The sequence below is a fragment of the Arthrobacter sp. HS15c genome, from assembly GCF_040812005.1.
In the GTDB taxonomy this organism is placed as follows: domain Bacteria; phylum Actinomycetota; class Actinomycetes; order Actinomycetales; family Micrococcaceae; genus Arthrobacter.
Genome location: NZ_JBFOHM010000002.1, coordinates 238,037 through 254,695 on the forward strand (window position 1 = coordinate 238,037; position 16,659 = coordinate 254,695).

At 62.5% G+C, this 16,659-nt stretch carries 14 protein-coding genes and 1 pseudogene; 7 read left to right on the plus strand and 8 right to left on the minus strand.

Going from position 1 to position 16,659, the window contains the following annotated elements:
- The first annotated feature begins 7 nt into the window (after window positions 1-7).
- From ABV518_RS04125 to ABV518_RS04140, 4 genes are all read left to right on the plus strand, one after another.
- Window positions 8-1,819: a type IV secretory system conjugative DNA transfer family protein gene (locus tag ABV518_RS04125; protein ID WP_367765531.1), complete on the plus strand. Its 1,812-nt coding sequence runs from the start codon at window positions 8-10 to the stop codon at window positions 1,817-1,819.
- On the plus strand, window positions 1,806-2,315 hold the full coding sequence (locus ABV518_RS04130; protein WP_367765533.1) for a hypothetical protein: 510 nt from the start codon (window positions 1,806-1,808) through the stop codon (window positions 2,313-2,315). The genes ABV518_RS04125 and ABV518_RS04130 overlap by 14 nt, the downstream gene beginning before the upstream one ends.
- Window positions 2,316-2,394: 79 nt before the next feature.
- Window positions 2,395-3,558, plus strand: coding sequence for an ArdC-like ssDNA-binding domain-containing protein (locus ABV518_RS04135; protein ID WP_367765534.1), 1,164 nt, complete (start codon window positions 2,395-2,397; stop codon window positions 3,556-3,558).
- Between the two features lie 61 nt (window positions 3,559-3,619).
- On the plus strand, window positions 3,620-4,129 hold the full coding sequence (locus ABV518_RS04140; protein ID WP_367765535.1) for a single-stranded DNA-binding protein: 510 nt from the start codon (window positions 3,620-3,622) through the stop codon (window positions 4,127-4,129).
- 1,354 nt (window positions 4,130-5,483) lie between these two features.
- On the opposite strand, the gene ABV518_RS04145 is transcribed toward ABV518_RS04140, so the two are convergent.
- From ABV518_RS04145 to ABV518_RS04155, 3 genes and pseudogenes are all read right to left on the minus strand, one after another.
- Complete coding sequence (locus ABV518_RS04145) at window positions 5,484-6,197, minus strand: alpha/beta hydrolase (protein WP_367765536.1); 714 nt, start codon at window positions 6,195-6,197, stop codon at window positions 5,484-5,486.
- Window positions 6,198-6,658: 461 nt separating this feature from the next.
- Complete coding sequence (locus ABV518_RS04150) at window positions 6,659-7,270, minus strand: alpha-L-rhamnosidase C-terminal domain-containing protein (RefSeq protein ID WP_367765746.1); 612 nt, start codon at window positions 7,268-7,270, stop codon at window positions 6,659-6,661.
- Window positions 7,233-7,909 (minus strand): annotated as a pseudogene (locus tag ABV518_RS04155) (IS3 family transposase); the annotation flags it as partial. The pseudogene ABV518_RS04155 and the gene ABV518_RS04150, both read right to left, overlap by 38 nt.
- A 369-nt stretch (window positions 7,910-8,278) precedes the next feature.
- Between ABV518_RS04155 and ABV518_RS04160 the strand changes: the two are divergent.
- Window positions 8,279-8,521: a hypothetical protein gene (locus ABV518_RS04160; RefSeq protein WP_367765537.1), complete on the plus strand. Its 243-nt coding sequence runs from the start codon at window positions 8,279-8,281 to the stop codon at window positions 8,519-8,521.
- A gap of 300 nt (window positions 8,522-8,821) precedes the next feature.
- On the opposite strand, the gene ABV518_RS04165 is transcribed toward ABV518_RS04160, so the two are convergent.
- Window positions 8,822-9,943 (minus strand): LacI family DNA-binding transcriptional regulator, encoded by a 1,122-nt coding sequence (locus tag ABV518_RS04165; protein WP_367765538.1) that lies wholly within the window; start codon window positions 9,941-9,943, stop codon window positions 8,822-8,824.
- 81 nt (window positions 9,944-10,024) lie between these two features.
- On the minus strand, window positions 10,025-12,871 hold the full coding sequence (locus ABV518_RS04170; RefSeq protein WP_367765539.1) for a hypothetical protein: 2,847 nt from the start codon (window positions 12,869-12,871) through the stop codon (window positions 10,025-10,027).
- Between the two features lie 249 nt (window positions 12,872-13,120).
- On the opposite strand from ABV518_RS04170, the gene ABV518_RS04175 reads away from it, so the two are divergent.
- Window positions 13,121-13,375 carry a twin-arginine translocase TatA/TatE family subunit gene (locus ABV518_RS04175; RefSeq protein WP_367765540.1) on the plus strand — a complete coding sequence of 85 codons (255 nt, stop codon included), beginning with the start codon at window positions 13,121-13,123 and terminating at the stop codon, window positions 13,373-13,375.
- Between the two features lie 55 nt (window positions 13,376-13,430).
- On the opposite strand, the gene ABV518_RS04180 is transcribed toward ABV518_RS04175, so the two are convergent.
- Window positions 13,431-14,081 (minus strand): DUF1345 domain-containing protein, encoded by a 651-nt coding sequence (locus tag ABV518_RS04180; protein ID WP_367765541.1) that lies wholly within the window; start codon window positions 14,079-14,081, stop codon window positions 13,431-13,433.
- Here ABV518_RS04180 and ABV518_RS04185 point away from each other — a divergent pair.
- Window positions 14,065-14,280, plus strand: a complete 216-nt coding sequence (locus ABV518_RS04185) for a hypothetical protein (protein ID WP_367765542.1) — start codon at window positions 14,065-14,067, stop codon at window positions 14,278-14,280. The genes ABV518_RS04180 and ABV518_RS04185 overlap by 17 nt on opposite strands.
- 14 nt (window positions 14,281-14,294) lie before the next feature.
- On the opposite strand, the gene ABV518_RS04190 is transcribed toward ABV518_RS04185, so the two are convergent.
- Entirely contained in the window at window positions 14,295-14,999 is a 705-nt protein-coding gene (locus tag ABV518_RS04190; protein ID WP_367765543.1) for a hypothetical protein, read from the minus strand.
- Window positions 14,996-16,465 carry a xylulokinase gene (xylB, locus tag ABV518_RS04195; RefSeq protein ID WP_367765544.1) on the minus strand — a complete coding sequence of 490 codons (1,470 nt, stop codon included), beginning with the start codon at window positions 16,463-16,465 and terminating at the stop codon, window positions 14,996-14,998. Before xylB ends, ABV518_RS04190 begins: the two co-directional genes overlap by 4 nt.
- Window positions 16,466-16,659 lie beyond the last annotated feature (194 nt).

A 16,659-nucleotide genomic window follows, 5' to 3' on the forward strand; every position in this document is an offset into this window, starting at 1 on the left:
CCAGAGCATGAACGCGCGCGGGGGCAACAACAGCCCGCTGGTGACAGCCGGGCTTGTGACGATCGCCGTCTATGTTTGCCTTTGTTATCTGGTCCAAGCAGTGGCGAGCTCTGTAGTCAGTTGGCGCTGCGGTGCCGAGCCGCCGTCGCCCTTTAGTCCCGCAGCCGCCGTCGGACTTCTTGCGGGTCGAATCGATTGGATTGTCCGCCCGGTTGACGGCTGCGGTGTCACGACCGCGGACGTTTGGCTGTTGGCAGCGCCGGTTCTGGTCATCATGGGTGCGCTCGCGGTTGGCTCCATTGTGGTTTGGCGACGATGGAAACAGTCGGGCGCGTGGTTGCGCCTGGACATCTTGAACCGTGACGGCATCGCCCGCCGTGCCGAGATTCTTCACGATTTCGGTGCTCGGGCCGTCAGGAAACGGGGGAAGTTCACCAGACCTGGGCTGGCCAAACCCAGCATCCAAGACGTGTCGTGGACGCTGGGAACGTCCCGGGGAGTCACGATTCACGTCTCCACGGAAGAATCCATGGTCATCCAAGGCGCCCCCCGCTCTGGCAAGGGCCTGTACGTGATCATCAACGCTATCCTCGATGCGCCCGGTGCAGTGGTGACAACGTCTACGCGTGCCGACAACCTCGTGGTCACCATGCAGGCGCGCGCTGTTGGCGGCAGGCCAGTGACGGTGTTCGATCCGCAGGGAATGTCGGGGCTGCCTTCCACTCTGCGCTGGTCACCCGTGCGCGGATGCGATGACCCGGACATCGCCACTCGCCGTGCCCTTGTCATCACAGCCGACACCGAGATGAGGGGAGAGAACGCAGCTTGGCAAAAGCGCTCGCTGATCGTTCTTCAATGTCTCCTGCACGCCGCGGCGCTCAGCGGTGACGGCGTGCGCGCCTTCAGACGCTGGTCTTCTAGTCCCGTGCTGGCCCGGGAGGCTCTGGAAGTGCTTGGCAATCCAAGGGCCGCGCTCGGGTGGCAGGCAGACCTCATGGGAATCATTGAGGACGATCCTCGGAACACGTCCAACTCGTGGATCGGTGTATCGGCGGCCGTAGCGCCGCTGTCCTCGCCCAAGGTCTTGGCCGCTCTCGACCCGAAGGACGCCACCGAGGAGTTCGATCCCAAGGCGTTCATCCGCGAGCGCGGCACCCTCTACCTGATTGGCACCCGGGCAGGAGCCGCTGCGGCGGGCCCATACCTCTCCGCGCTGATCGATGACATCGACAATGCTGCCCGGGAAATGGCTTTCGTGGCGCCCGGAGGACGCCTCGATCCGCCTTTGTCACTCATCCTCGACGAGATTGCCAATTTGGCACCCTGGCCAGGCCTTCCGGTGGCCTTGTCAGACGGTGGCGGTATCGGCATCTCCACACTGGTGGTTCTCCAGTCACTTTCCCAAGCCCGTACAGGCTGGTCGATCGACGAAGCCGCCACTATCTGGGACTCGGCCATCATCAAGGTGATTTTTGGCGGCGGCTCGGACGAACGGGACCTCCGCTCCCTTGCCGGGCTCCTGGGGGAGCGCAGCCTGATCCTGAACACCCGCTCCTGGTCCAACCAGGGACGGCAGGACGGTGAGCAGATCCGGGAAAGCCCTGTAATCCGCCTGGATGAGATCCGTCGACTGCCGACCGGGACGGCGCTCATGCTAGCCAGGCGTACCAGGCCGATCCTCCTGGACCTCCGTGAATGGCACAAGCGCAAGGATGCTGCCGAGCTGGGGCGTTCCAAAGCGGAACTTGAACGGGTGCTGGCTGAGGGCCATCGGCTGCGTCAGCAGCGAATCGAGGAGGCGGACGATGAGCACTTATGAGGATGGGGACCGCTTTGAAATCCCGTCTATCGGAGCGGACGATGAGGACTTGACCGCGCAGCTCTTCCGCTCTGCATTTCGCCCGCCGGGAGGAGCCGTCGGTACTACCTACAGATGGCGGGACTTGGAGCCCCATCAGGCTGAGGGTGTCTGGCAATCCTTGGCTGCATGGGTCAGGTGGTTGGTCGCCACCTATAAGCTCACGACGTCGGTCGTCCCCGAATGCTGGTGGCGGCACTCCGAGATCGTGGCTGAGCTCTATGCCCTCCAGAGAGCGGAACTCGCCTCCTACACCCCGGACGACTCGGGCTTTGGGCCGCTTGCCTTCCATGAGAGGCTGCCTCACGCCGTCGAGCGTTTGAGGACGCACTGCCGGGCTGCCGGGTGCGTGGGTCTCCAGGCACATAAAGAACCCACCCCTCGCCTGTTGACGACTGAGGAGTCGGAGTTCGTTGAGTGGCAGCGGAGCCACCATCAACTTGAGGCGGACTTCTGACGTCATGCGGTTCCCCGCGGCTTCGACATGAATAGGTAACTGTTTCTAGCGGATCCGAGAACTGTGGAGGGTTGCTGTCGTGGCACCGACGTCTGAGTTCTTGGGTGATTCTCTGCCCTTTGGTTCTGTGCCCCGCCTGGACGGGCTCAGCAAGAAGCGGACGACACCCGAAGAGCGTATTGCCGTACTGACGCAGGGACTTCACGCCATACTCGAAACGGCTGTTGAGTCCCCGGAGCAGTGGCAGGTCCTGCTTGATGCGTCCGCCACCCTGTGGCGATACTCGGGCGGCAACGTCGCTTTACTGATGATTCAGATGGCTCAGTGTGGAACCCAGGAGCCGAGTCTTGTGGCCGGTTATAGGGAGTGGGAACGTCACGGCCGCGCGGTACTGAAGGGTGAGCACGCCTTGTGGGTCATCGCCCCTCGAACGGCTCGGGTACAGGAAGTCACGATGCCCGATGGCACCCGGCAGCGCTTTCCGATCAGTGAGGCTGTGCCTACGGACGCTCTCAGTGACGAGAAGAAGTCCGTGGTGACCGGTTGGCGCGGCCAGGCGGTCTTTGATGTGTCACAAACGAGGGGCAGGCCGCTGCTGGTGCCCCGCGGAGAAACCCAGTCGGAGGCTACTAGCCAGAAGCTGTGGGACTCGTTGTCCCTGGTCGCCCGAAAGTATGGTTTCGAGCTGGAGGAATCTGGTGCTCAGCACGGGCTCGCAAGCGGCTTTACGGATTTCGCACACCGCCGGATCGAGGTGGGGACGTGGATGAACATCGAAGAGCGGGTTGCGGTCCTTGCACACGAGCTGGGGCATGTCATGCTTCACGGTCCCGATGACAAGACCGGAAGGCTCTACGGCAGCAGCTCGGAGCATCGTGGTCTTGCAGAAGTCGAGGCCGAATCCGTCGCCTACACGGTTCTGAAGGCCCACGGCATTGACCGGGGAAGGCAGTCGGGGCTGTACCTCTGGGCATGGGCCGAATCGGTCATCCAGACTCAACGCGCCGCCTTCGAACAGGACATGTACAGCATGCACCCGACTTCACGCGTGGATGTGGCCAAGTCGGTTCTGGGCCGGGTGACTGCGGCGACGAAGGGGATCCTGGAAATCACTCAGCCGCCGGGGTTCGGAGGCAAGTTGGCGAGCACGGAACGCGATCCAAAGATCACGCCGACGGCGGGCTTTGCTGGCCCCGAGCCTTTAATCAGGACCGTTGACGGGCCAGAGATGGCTGGACCGTAACGCCGAAGGTGTTCGATGTCGAGCGGGAGGGCCCCGCTTGCAGTGGAAAGGAAAGAACAAAATGGGAACCAAGATTCCAATTAGCATCACCGGCAACCTCGTCGCCGATCCGGAGCTAACCATCAGCGAAAGCGGTGTGGCCCATGCCAAGCTGCGTGTCGCTGTGAACCAACGAATCCAGGGGACAGACGGTACATGGCGTGACGGTGAACCCGTCTTCCACAACGTTTCCGCCTTCCGCGCGCTCGCAGAAAACGTGGCCAACTCACTAAAGAAGGGGGATCCCGTTCATGTGGCTGGCGAGCTTGAATTCCGGGCCTACGACAAAGACGGCGAGCGGCGCGAGTCCCGACGCATCATCGCCGAGACCATTGGTCCGGACCTTCGATTCGGGATTACCGTCTACCAGCGCTCCGCACACCCATCGCCTCGTCCGGACGCCGAAGCCCACGCGGACCCTCAACCATCCGTCACCGGGTTGTCTTCGGCGCCGCCCTACAACGTTTCGACCAAGAGCCCGGTGGTGGTGCCCCCTTTTGGCCCGGCGACGGGGAATGAGATGAGTTGGTGAACATTCTCCGATGTCCCTTCGTCGGCTGACGGTGTTGCGGCTGCTGAGGCTCGGTCAGGATCTACAGCGAGTTCGACACAAGGTGGCCGGATCCAGTGCCGGAGTTGGACGGTTTTCGTCGGTTCTAAGGCGCCTTCAGTGGCGCAGATGGCCCGAAATGCGGTTTCAGCCCTTTGGATGCCCCGCACGCGTTACCGCTGGCCGCAAAACGACAGGCGCTGATCTTCTTGGCGAATGCTCCGGCTCGTTAGATTCGGTGCTGACTTGGCGGCTACCTTCGAACAAGACTCTGAAGAAGCCATTCCATCAGGGACTCACCTTGAATCATTTTTGTCAGCGTCGTCGGACAACGATAGGCACAGTAACGCGGGCTATTTGGGGACCGGAACCTGTCAGCTTCTGGGCCCAAAGGGAACCGGGTCAGAGGTTGCCTGCGGCAGCCAGGTTCGACAGGCGCCCATCTTCAGCGTGCTGCTCACGGTTTTGATTTAGCAGGGTCAGATTTGAGTCTGAGACTCTTTCCTGGGAGTGTATGAACCGCCTTGTGGACTCTATTCTGACGGGTTTTGAGTAGAAGCCGAACGGCAGGTTGGGGTGTACTTCAAGCGAACGTTGAAGGCTGTGCGCTGCACAAAGTCAAGCGGGACTTCGTCGGACGGCTGGAAACCCCGTGAGCCAACGACCGGAGCGTTGTCCGGGTTGTATCGGCGCTGTCGGTTGACCACCCGCACGATGGAGCCTGAGGATCAGGGCCGACGTGTGAGGTTTCCGGTAGGTCAGCTGATGAGTTCCCGGGTTAGCCCGAAGGGAACCGTCTCGGACAATGACGCGCTGTAGTGGCCCGCCCGATGCCGTGTGACTAGGATTCCGTGTGTCCCCGAGAGAGCGGCCAATTGCTGGAGGCGCCGGACGGCGTCCTCGAGATGGTCCTCCAGTTCAAGACGGTTGTTGACTAGAATTTCAATGGGTTCCGTTGTGGGTACCATTATATCCTTCCTTTGTCGGCCCGGTACGAGGTGTTTGTTCCTCGACGGACGTATGGGTTTGGTCATTGTGGTCTGATTGCCTGGCCCGTGGTGAAGATCTGAACCCGCCCCGGTTGGGAGGTCAGAACGTGTGCTTGTCGTATCCAGAGTGTGGAACCTTTGGACTGGCGGCTGGTGCAAGCTTGATCGGTGCTGCTACGGCCGAGCGTGCGGGACACGGCTTTCATTTTCGACGCGGCCGTCGTGATCGAGCACGATCCCCACTTCAGCGCTACCAGCATCAACCGCTTTGGCGTCAACGGTTTAACCGCCCGATTGGTGCCAGGGCTGGCCTGCCGGATGGCGGCGGCGTATTGGATGGTTGCCCCTCAGGCGGACCGGGGTGATGCGAGGAGCCAAGAGGCGATCCGGTCTAATCCTGCGATCATGCCGGCGGTTCCAGGTTTATTCAGAAAGCCGTGACGGGTACCTGGCATGTACTCGTTTTCGATGGGCACGTTGTGGAGTGCCAGTTCGGAAGCGAACGCGTCGCCTGATGCGCGTAGGCTGTCGTACTCTGCGTTGAGGATAAGGGTGCTGGGGAAGTGTGAGAGGTCCGCCCCGCCGGGGAAGGCACGCGGATCCGTCATGGCGGCTAACGATCCAGCGTAGTTGCGGTTCATCCGTTCCACGGTTGCCGGTGTGAACTGCCAGAGGCCGCGGAAGGTTCTGAGCTTCTTTGTGAGTTCTGGACGCATACGGGGGAGCTGGGCGTGGACAGTGGGGTAGGCCAGGATAAGGGATGTTGGGCGTTCCCGTCCTTTGCTGAGGTCCCATGTGGCTGCGGCTGCCAGACACGCCCCCGCGCTGGCGCCACCGAGTGCAACGCGGGATGATTGCTGGCCGGAAGCTGACTCAGAGAGGGCCACGGCCTTGAACGCAGCAATGGCGTCGTCCAGTGGAACGGGGAATCGGACACCCGGTAGTACGCCGGGGCGGGGCTTACGGAATGGGCTCCATGGAGGCACTCGACGGTAGTCTACGGAGATGACGTGCACGCCACGGGCGGCCAGTCCGAGGCCAACTTCGTGGGCCTCGGACATGTTCAGGTCTCCATGAGAAAAAGAGCCACCGTGAAGCCACACGAGCACTGGTCCGCTGGTATTGGGAGTACCGTAAAGTCGGGCCGGGATCGGGCCGTTGGGGCCGGGAAACTCAGCGTCATTCGCCTTCTCGTAGGCTTGTTTTCTTGGGGCATCAGCGCCGGTCTCGGCTTGTGGTGTCATGGTTATGGGCCTTCTTTCGTGCGCTCCGGAGTGATCGTTCCGCTACCGGCACCAGGGGCCGTTGGGGTACAAGCTGGCCGAGGAAGCGGTTGGTTGTTGCCTGGTTGTGGTGGCCGATGGCATCTTCGTTTCTGGGCCGACCAGGGTCATGCCAACCATGAGAATCAACTATTTTCGCTCTCACTGACCGGTGGTGGATAGGGCAGCCATCTGCTCGGTGAGCTCGTGGGTGAGTTCGGGAGATGCGCCAGGGATGTAGCTCAGAAAAACAGCCAGGGTCATCCCGGCGGCTTCGGGGGCATCTGCATCGAGGGGGACTCGGGGGAGGTGTTTCTTGAATGTGTTTCTGACGCGGCGCCATGCTGCTGGGTCCCGAGCAAGGGAGGTGAGGGGGTGTCAAGGGTGAAGGTGGTGTGATCGGCAGCCACGCGTCCATAGCTCCACCGATATGTGCCCTCGGTCACGGTCTCCACGAGGTTCTCGGGATGTAGAGGGAGCTCCACGGTCGCGGAGGTGCCCGCGGGAATTGTGACGTCAACCGAGACTCGAGATCCATCGATTCTCCAGGAGACGGACACCTTGCCGTGGACGGTCTGATGGTCGAGCGTTGCAAACGTGAGGTTCCCGCCTGGCTTGGGGGCTATGCGCATCGTGCGGTACCCGGGCTCAATAGTGGTCAGGCCTCCGATCGTGCGGTGCATCCAGTCGACAACGGAGCCGAGAGCATAATGGTTCAGGGAGGTCATGCCCGAGGGGTTGATGGTGCCATCGGGCTGGATCGAATCCCACCGCTCCCAAATGGTCGTGGCGCCTTTGGTGATGGGGTAGAGGAAAGACGGGAATTCGGTTTCGAGACCCCAGATAGACTCCCTGATCCAACATCTTCGTATAGACCTGCATCGGCGGCAGGTCCACGAACTCCGGCGAGTTCAGCGCGGCCAGGATCCCGGCCCTCTCGGCGGCGCTGAGTTTGTTCTGCGGCGCCACCGCCATCTGGTCCCGCGGCAGGGCAGGCTTCCGGTTCGCGGTCGTCCTGGAAACGCCGGTCAATGACGCTGCCTTCCGCGCGGGAATCCTCAGTTCCAGCATCGACCGGTAGGTGGCCATCAGCGTTTCTTGGACCGGGGCCCGGCCGGCATATCCTCTGAGGCGCTCTCTAAGAACGCCTGTAGTTTTCCCATCAGTTCCAAGGCTGCCTCGGTGTTCTGCAACCGGCCCTCAGTCACCTCTAACTGGCGGCGCAAACGCGCGTTCTCGGCCTGCTCCGCCGAGAGTTTCCCGATCGATTCCCCAGCCTTCTTCCCGGCCAGGACACCGGCGTCACGCAGCCGCCGCCACTCGGTCATCTGCGAGGAATACAGTCCCTCCCGGCGCAGGAACGCGCCTCCTTCGTTGTTCTCGCACGCCTTCTCATACGCGGTCAAAAACTCGAGCTTCTGGACCGGGGTGAACGACCGGCGTGGCCGCGGCCCACCGGCCCGCGGACCGGAAGAACTACTACTACTACTACTACTACTACTACTACTCACAGCACTATCTTTGCGTACTGCACTCAAAACCGGACTGGACATGATTACTGGATTCCTGGCTCTCGCCCCACGCGATTAAACGGACTTGCTATGAGCCACTGGTACCGTTCTAGCCTGACACGTAGGGGGCCGGGCATCTAGTCTTATCTCCAGCACTGTCTGTGCCTCCGCATATTCTGAGGGCATGAGAGACGTTTGTGTGGGACCGACTTACGTGGCGTCGGAACAGTGAACCGTCCCGGGAATCATGCCGCCTGTTTGTTGCGCGTCTTCCACGCCCGGTAGGTTCGTTCGGCAACCTGCACGCCCTGCTCCCGCAGGACGGTACAGATCGACTCGACCACATAACCAACAGCGCGCATTTCGTCGATGAATCGACAGATCAGCGGCGGCGAGGTCGAGCTCCCTCGCGAAGAAAATCGAAGCCTGTTTCAGGATCTCGTTGGACTCCTTCAAATCCCGCACCTCAGCCCGGAGCCGCTTGATCTCCTCCAGCTCATCACTGCTCGGACCGGTCTTCTCACCGGCATCGACCTGGGCCTGGACAACCCAGTGGCGCAGCGATTCAGAACCTACCCCGGCTTCGGCGCCAAGGCCTGGCAGGCAGCATAAACAGACGGGTATTCGGACAACCGATCCAAGGTCATGCGCACTGCGCGGTCACGGACTTCGGGCGGGAACTGCTTGGGCATAATCACTATCTTTCTCACAGAAGATAGCGGCATCAAACCCGGGACGGTTCACTCGGCGCATGGCGTAGGAATCGTCCTCGTTGTTGGAGTCTTTGTCATCGAACTCGGCAGTCAGACCAGTAGGTCACCAGCCTTGATTTGAAGGAGGAGGGGTGGACCACGGCGTCGTGCGCCCTTCAGCGACGTCGCCTCCTTGCCGACCTGAGAACGTGGATTGGCGTCAGCCCGCGCGTACTTCGGGGGCCGGTCCCGTCGACTCCCTGACGATGAGTTCGACCGGCAGAACGTCGTCCGTGAACGCAGCATCTCCGTTCGAAATGAGCCTGCCTGCACGGCGGCCGAGCTCACGGTATGGCACCCGCACCGTGGTCAGGGCCGGCGTGAGGTCGGCCATGAAGGGCATGTCGTCATAGCCCACCAGAGAGACATCCTGGGGCACGTTTATCCCGTGGCGCCTGAACACGCGCAGGGCACGGACCGCGATTTCGTCCCGGGCGGCAACGACGGCGGTGAAATCCCGGCCTGCGGACACCAGTTCTTCCATCGCTGCCTGGCAGGTGTCGAGCTCGAAGGTCGAGTCGGGGACCAGCCCCGGGTCTACTTCCAGGCCTGCGGCCTCCAACGCCTGACGATACCCGCGGAGCCGGTCTTCGGCGGTGCTATGGTCAGCCTGTGCACCGAGGTACACGATACGCCGGTGGCCGAGTGCCAGGAGGTGTTCAGTGGCCATGCGCGTGCCGCCGGCATTGTCGTAGTGGACACTGGGGACGTTGGGCACGGACGACAGGGCAGGATGTCCGCAAAGCACCAAACGTGTACCTGCGGCAGACAGAAACGCCTGGTAACTCTGCAGACTCTCGCCATATCCGGACCCGGTGCGGCTTGCGCCCACGAGCAGGACCGCCCGGGCGCGCTGCTCGCGCATCTGCTGGAGTGCCTGCATCTCGCCTTCAGGATCCCCATGCGTGGTGATGATGGTCAGCAGATCCCCCGACTTTGAGACCTCCTCCTCAACCCCCTGGGCGACGTCGGCAAAGGTCGGACCCACCATGTGGCTTACCAGGAACCCAACTGCCCGGCTGCCCCGGCCCAGCATGGACTGGGCCAGCCCGTTGACCACGTAGTCCAGCTCCCGCATTGCTTCCAGGACCCGGTCGCGGGTCTCGGGCTGTACCGCGGGGTTCTGAGCAATGACGCGGGAAACGGTTGACGAGGAAACGCCGGCGTGCTGGGCGACGTCCTTCATGTTGACCATGCCGGCGCGGGCGGGACCGCGTGTGCGGGCATTCGCGCCGGAGCGGGGATCTCCCTGGGATGTCCTTGATTCCACGGTCGACTTCACTGTTTGATCCTAGCAATGGAGGTGCTCATGAGGTGCTCCGGGAGCCGTCCCGTCGTTTCGGCTCCCGGAGCACATTCCGGACTACTGCCTGCGAAGCACCACGGTTGTCCCGGGTGCGACTTTCAGTTCCTTGCTCTGCTGCACCATTTCGCCCGTGGCCAGATTCACCGAAACTCCGAAGCCGGCGCTCGGGGTAAAGGAATACGTCCTATCGGCCGAGCTGTTCATCGCAATGAGGAAGGGACCGTATTCGCATTGGTAGAAGGCCGCACGGCCCGCGAAGGGGCTTTCCTTGCCAACCGGCATGACGGGCACGTCCGACGGCGACGCGGCCAGCGGGAGCGGCTGGCCGGCGAAGACCTGCTGCAGGGCCGGTCCCGGAGGTGCGAAGCCGCCTCCCGGGATGCCGGGCATGTCCGCGTTGCCGAATTCCCAGTTGACCCAGTTGGGCTCGGTGTGGGTCCGGCCGTCGGGTACGAACTGGACGTTCTGCCATACCGTCCCGGAGCGCTCCACGCCATTGGAGCTGATGTGGTGCAGGCGTGCGAGCCTGTTGATGCCCCATCGGGCGCGCCAGTACAGCGAGGCGAAAAGAATTTCGTCGCCGTTCTTGAGCGCGAGTAGGCCGTTTTCCTCGTCGCTGAAGATGAAGTCCGGCTGGCCGGGCATCATGGGCAGGCGTACGCTGCTGGCCGGGGCCCCGCTCACATAGGCGTAGTCGTCCGCGGCGCTGAGGAAGTGAAGGTACGTGCGGGCCTGCAGGCCCATGTCGTAGCCCTCTTGGAGGATGTGGAAGAACTGGTTGTCCTCCAAGGACTGGCGGGCGTAGGCGGTCAGCTCCGGGTCCTTGAGGAGTGAAACCACCTTCAGCGGATGCCCGTCCCACTTGTTGCCTTCGTCGTATGCGACGCGGCCCGGGTACTCGGAGTCGCGCCAGCCGACGATTGCCTCATAGCGGGCGGACTTGTATCCGTCGCTGTCCACTGCGGGGTGCCTGAATATCATCCGCGCCTTGGCCATGGTGATGAGGTGCTGGCGCAGCTTTTGGTCGTCGATGCCGCCGATTCCGATAACCGCATCGAATATCAGTGAGATCCAGTCCTGAAGCTCGCCGTAGTTCCCCGCGTAGCCCAGCTCCTTGGAGATGCCCTTTCGGGAGACCTGGAAATAGGAACCGCCGAGCGGTTTCGTGGGCGTGCCATCCGCCTTTTCCGGGCCCAGCCAGGGGCTCAGGCCTACGGACTGGTAAATGTAGCCCCGGGCCCTGGTCTCGCCCCATGCATCCGCAGAACCGAGGAGGCTCAGCCCCCTGTCGGCGAGGTAGAGGCCGATTGCACAGATCATGGCCTGGTTGGTGTACTGGGGGAAGTTCTGCCGCCAGTACTCGCGGCTTTCCAGCAGCATTGTCGCCCACGCATTGCGGCGCAGTATGGGCGCCAAGGCGGAACCTGCAGGCGCTTGCAAGGTCAGGTCGTCGAACCATGCCGTGCCGGCCCCATCAAGCCGTACCTGAATTTCGACCTGAGTGGCGTTCGCCGGAGTCGCAAGGCTGGCCGACACAGGGTGCCAGTCGTTGGTTCCCGCGGCGGCGTAGTACTTGTGGTCCCCGCCGACGAGCTTGTTGGCCGCATCGAAGAACAGTACGTCAAGGTACGCACCGCCGGCCTTGACGCCGTCCGTCTTAACCCAGGTGGCATACGTGTAGGTGCCTGTGCCGACCGGAATCCTTGCGTTGGTTACCAGCCCCACCACACCGGTGGTGGGAACGGTGATCTTTCCTGCGGCGGTCCCGCTGCGGAAGACAGCAGTGTCGCGCGATGCCGTTCCGCTGCCGGCCCAGGTGGCCTGCCTCCATCCGCTGGGCATGGTCCCGCCCAGCTCAAAGCCCGGATTGCTGATGACCCCGGGAGAACCGGCAATAGGCTCGTCGAAGAGGGGTTTGATGTCCTTCTCGAGTTGGAGCAGCACCAGCCCCAAACGGCCAAGACCCATCCACTGCTGGTTCGAATCCCTGATGATTTTCGGGTCGGTGCGCGAGCGCCAGTAGATGGCATCCAGGCTGCTGGCGACCTGCCCCGGAACTGCCGGATTTCCATATGCTTTCGTGGCAGGCATCTTGAATGCGCGGCCCAGGAACTCCAGAAACCAGACGTCCAGCTGGGGTCCGGTGCGTGATGCCTCGGCGTTGGCCTGGGCGACGACCTTGGCCATGACCAGGTCGAGTACTTCCCGGCCGGGGGAGGGGCGCACGGGTGCGACAGGCAGCGTTCCCGTCACATCGCCGTCGTCAAGGCTGAAGTACGGATCGGAATGTGTGTAGAGCCGGTAGATGCCCCGGGTCGGCTTCTGCATCGACTTGTAGTACTGGGTGGCGGTCTGGGCGTAGCCGGCAATGGGTGCCATCGAGCGGATCTCGAGGGCCACCGATTCCTTCCCTGCCGTCACTTCCTCAGGAAGCGGAAGGGTGTGCAGATAGAACCGCCCGGGACTGCGCGCCTCGTCGCTGGCGATGTCGAGGGGATCAACGGCACCCAGGTGATAGTGGCCCACCTGTTTGCCGTCCACGAAGAGCTGAAGGCGGTTTCCCAGCAGGTCGTCGACGTCGGAGCCCCAAAGCTTCACCGTTACGTAAGTCGGGCCCTTGGGTTTGCAGGCGAGTGTTGCGCCAACCGTGCCGCCCCAGAATCCGTCCGCAGGGTTGAGCACGCGTGCGGGCTGGTTCAGCCCTCCGGTCACGATGTCCGAAAAGGTCGTAGTCAGGCCGTGGGCTGATTCGGAGGCGGCGTCGCCAAACACCACAGCGTCAAGCGGGCCCGCGTTGCTGGATCCGGTGGCCAGGTGAGGGCTCGGGGAAGCCTCGGCGGCCGGTGCCGACCAGAGCCAGCCAGCGGCAGCGGCACCTGCCGTTCCTGCCGCGAGTTTGAGCATGGATCGTCGGCGAATGTCTGCGAACATCGGTGTTCTCACTTTCAGAAAGGGGAGAGGGGACGGCCTTCGAGGAAACGCGGACGTGAGGGCAGTCACACGGACAGTACATGACGGCGAAGGGTCTGTGCAACTAGTTTCAGAAACTAGTTGCAGGCTATGGACGGGAGTCTTTTGCCCTGCTATCTTTCAGTGGGCCTTCAGCTGACAGCGACCCGCTCTCAGCCCCAAACCGGAAGGAAATCGGACGCTATGGGAAGACTAATGAGCGAACCCTGGGTCATTGGGACCATCATCGTTGTGGCGATGCTTCTCTTCGCCGCGCCGAAGATGCCATCGATGGCACGCAACCTTGGGCAGTCTATGCGGATATTCAAATCGGAAGTCCGCGAGTTGAAGAAGGATGAAACCCTGCAGGCCGGCGGGCCGACGGTGAATCTCACTGATAGTTCCCGGGCAGGCGAGGATGCTCCCCTGGTGGCGCACCAGAACGACGGCGGTTCCTGAGTTCGCTGTCGTCCCCGCCAGCCGGATGGTTGTTTCGATCAGCCTGCGGCGGCGGCTAGCTTCCGGCCAGCTGTTGCAGAACCTGGAAGGCGACGGCGACGACAAGGGCGTTGTAGAAGAAGCTGGTGATGCTGTGGACGAGGACTGTCCAACGCATCCGGCTGGTGTTGACGGTGACGTCGGAGGTCGCGAAAGACGTCCCGATGGTGAAGGAGAAGTAGAGGAAGTCCGCGAAACCGGGCGCCGGGTTGGCGGGGAAGGTCAGGCCCGGTTCGTCGCTGCGCCTCGCCAGGGACGTCTCGTAGATCTGCGCAAATCCGGTGTGCAGCAGATGCCACGAGATGATGATCGCCAGCGACGCTGCTAGGGCGAGGACAATGCCCTGACCTTGGGCGGTCTCGTTCAGGGCGCGGACCACCAGGACATGGATGGCAGAACTGATGCCTACCAAACTGGCCGCCAGTGGAAGCACCCAGGAGAGCGTGTCCAGTACTCCGGTCCGTCCGGAACCTTCATGGCCGGTGAGGGACCTTCGTCGGGTGTACAAGAATCCGATCAGAAGGTACATGGCGGCGATCGACTCCCATACGATGAGCGCTGGAAGGCTTCCGGTCAGAACGTAGGCAACGGAAACGACGATGATGACGGATTCGATGACTGTGGTGAGATACTCGGCCGGACGGTGGCGCGTGTCGAATGTTGGCAAAAGGGTCCTCTTTCCCTGGGTGATGTGCCTTCCGCCGGTGGCCGCACCGGGGTACCTGAGCCTGCCCCCCATCACCGAAAGGTACAGCGAGCTGATCAGCCGCATCGTGGCGGGACAGGATCTCAAGGTCCCGGAGGAGTCCATGGACGATTACCTCCAAGGGCTCAAGGTCGTCCCGGGCGGAACCACGGGACGCTAGAAGTCATCTCCGTTTCACTTCCGGTCGGCCAGTTCGAAAAGCGCACGGCCGGAGATGATGACGTCGGCTCCGGCCAGCAGGCCTTCGGCCGCCACGGCTGCGGTGACACCGCCGTCGATCCCCACCGGTGTGGTGCCCGCCAGGCGCACGACTTTTCGTAGCTGCGACCGGTCAGCTACGTTTTTGGTGCCGGATTCGATGAGCATCACCAGCGCGCCATCAGCCCGGCGAAGACCGGTAAGGTCATCCCCGATTGCGACTTCGGCCCAGATCGGTACCTCCTTGGTGCGCAGGTCTTCTAGGTCGTCGATGAGATCGTGCAGCAGTCTCGGCGCCAGGGCAAAAAACTCTGCATTGACGCTCCCCGCGGCCCGAATCGCAGTTTCCGAGGCGGACCGTGCCGGGCCGTTCATGTCTGTGGACGGGAGGATCAGGTGGACATCAAACCGTGCATCAGGGACGGCCTGGCGCATGAGCAGGAGTTGCTCGGGTGTGACGCCGGTATGGGTTCCGTCGGCGGCGACGATGAGGTCAACGTGTACACGGTGTCCATGGCCGGTAAGCAGTCGGGCTGCGTGGATCCGGTTGGCGGCAGGGACGGCGTAGACACTGCCGCTGATCGTGCCGGGCGCAAAGTTTCCAGCCCAACGGGCCAGACCCAGCCCCGAGGCGGCGGAATCGAGCGACTGGGATACGCGTGGGTTGGATTTGTCGGTCATTGTTTGCCGTCCAGTTGAGTTAGGTCCGCAGTCCGGCAATAGGCCGCGAAGGCCGCCTTCCGGTTCCCAGTTCGGGGCTCGGCAACGATTACTGCCGCGGGGGCCCAGTCATCACGGACATCGGCCACCTTCCGCTGCGAGGCGACAGCCGCGGCCTGCACGGCCGCGCCCCGGGCGGTGGCCTCATCCTCGGCGGAGACGAGCACCGACCGCCGCGTAATGTCGGAGAGGAGTTGCGTGTAAGCGGCGGAACGGGAGCCCCCGCCGACAGCGATGATCCGTCCGGTAACGTCCACTCCGACCCGCTCCAAACTTTGCTGGCCCCGGTAGAGGCCGAATACCACGCCTTCATAGGCAGCGCGGGCGATCTCTTCACGGGTGGTCGCCGTAGTGATGCCAGCCAGAATGCCCGAAGCGTCGGGCCTGTTGGGGGTCCGCTCGCCGTCAAGGAATGCCGCCAGTGAGGGTCCATCTGAGTCCGGCGCGTTCAGGGCGAGTTCGGTCATTTCCCCGCGGTTCGCGCCGAGGATCCGGGCGAAGGTGTCGGTGACCTTGGCGGCGTTCAGTGTCGAGACCAGCGGCATGTACCCGTTCGTCATGTCGGCGACCCCGTCAACTGCGCCTTCGAGGTCGTGGACGGCCTTGGGATGGACAGTCGAGACTACTCCGGACGTGCCGAAGGAGTAGACGACGTCCCCGTGCTGGACACCCAGGCCCAGTGCCGCAGCATGCTGGTCGCCACCCCCTGCACCGACCTGGATTCGCCCGGTCAAGCCCAGTTCCTCCAGTGCCTGGGGACTAACTTCCCCTGCGGCCTCATTCGGAGCGAGCACCGCTGGGAGCATGCTTTCCCAATCGCGATCTGCTATGTGGCCGAGAAATTCGGGAAGATAGCGGTTCTCCGCGGCGTCAAAGTAACCCGTGCCGGAGGCCTCGGAGCGGTCTGTCACGTACTGTCCCGTGAGCCGGAAGGTGAGGTAGTCGTGGGGCAAAAGGACGCGGCGCAGCTTTTGAAAATTGGCTGGCTCATGCTCGGCCAGCCAGGCCAGCTTTGAAATCGTGAAGGCCGCGGTGGGAAGCGAACCAACACTGCGGATGAATACTTCGTCGCCGATCAGTTCGCGTAACCTGATGAGCTCTGGTGTGGAGGTGGTGTCATTCCACAGCTTTGCAGGCCTGATAATCCGATCCGATTCATCAAGCGGTACCAGCCCATGGCACTGGCCGGCCACGGAAATGCTGACCACCTGACCGGACGACGCTGTGGCCGTCGTGAGGGCTTGCCGGAATGCGAGCGTGAATGCCGTCCACCACTGAGCCGGATCCTGTTCGCTTAGTGGGGGAAAGGTGGGTGTGTGCGGGGCGGTTCCGGTGGCTGCCAGGGCACCGGTTTCGAGGTCACGCAGTTGGACCTTGCACGACTGTGTTGAGGAGTCCACTCCGGCGACCAGCAGTCTTGTGCTCATGAGGGATCCTAGGATTCGACTTCGGGAGGAGGCTCAGTCTGCCGACCGATGAATCCCCTTGACGTGCTGGACATATTTGTTCCTTCCGGTGAGACGCAAGCACCTTCCGCGGTCTCACAACATTGACTGTAACCAAGCTCTCAACAAAGGTGCAATATCTATGCTCAAATGAGCATTCGGAGTATGCTTGAGGG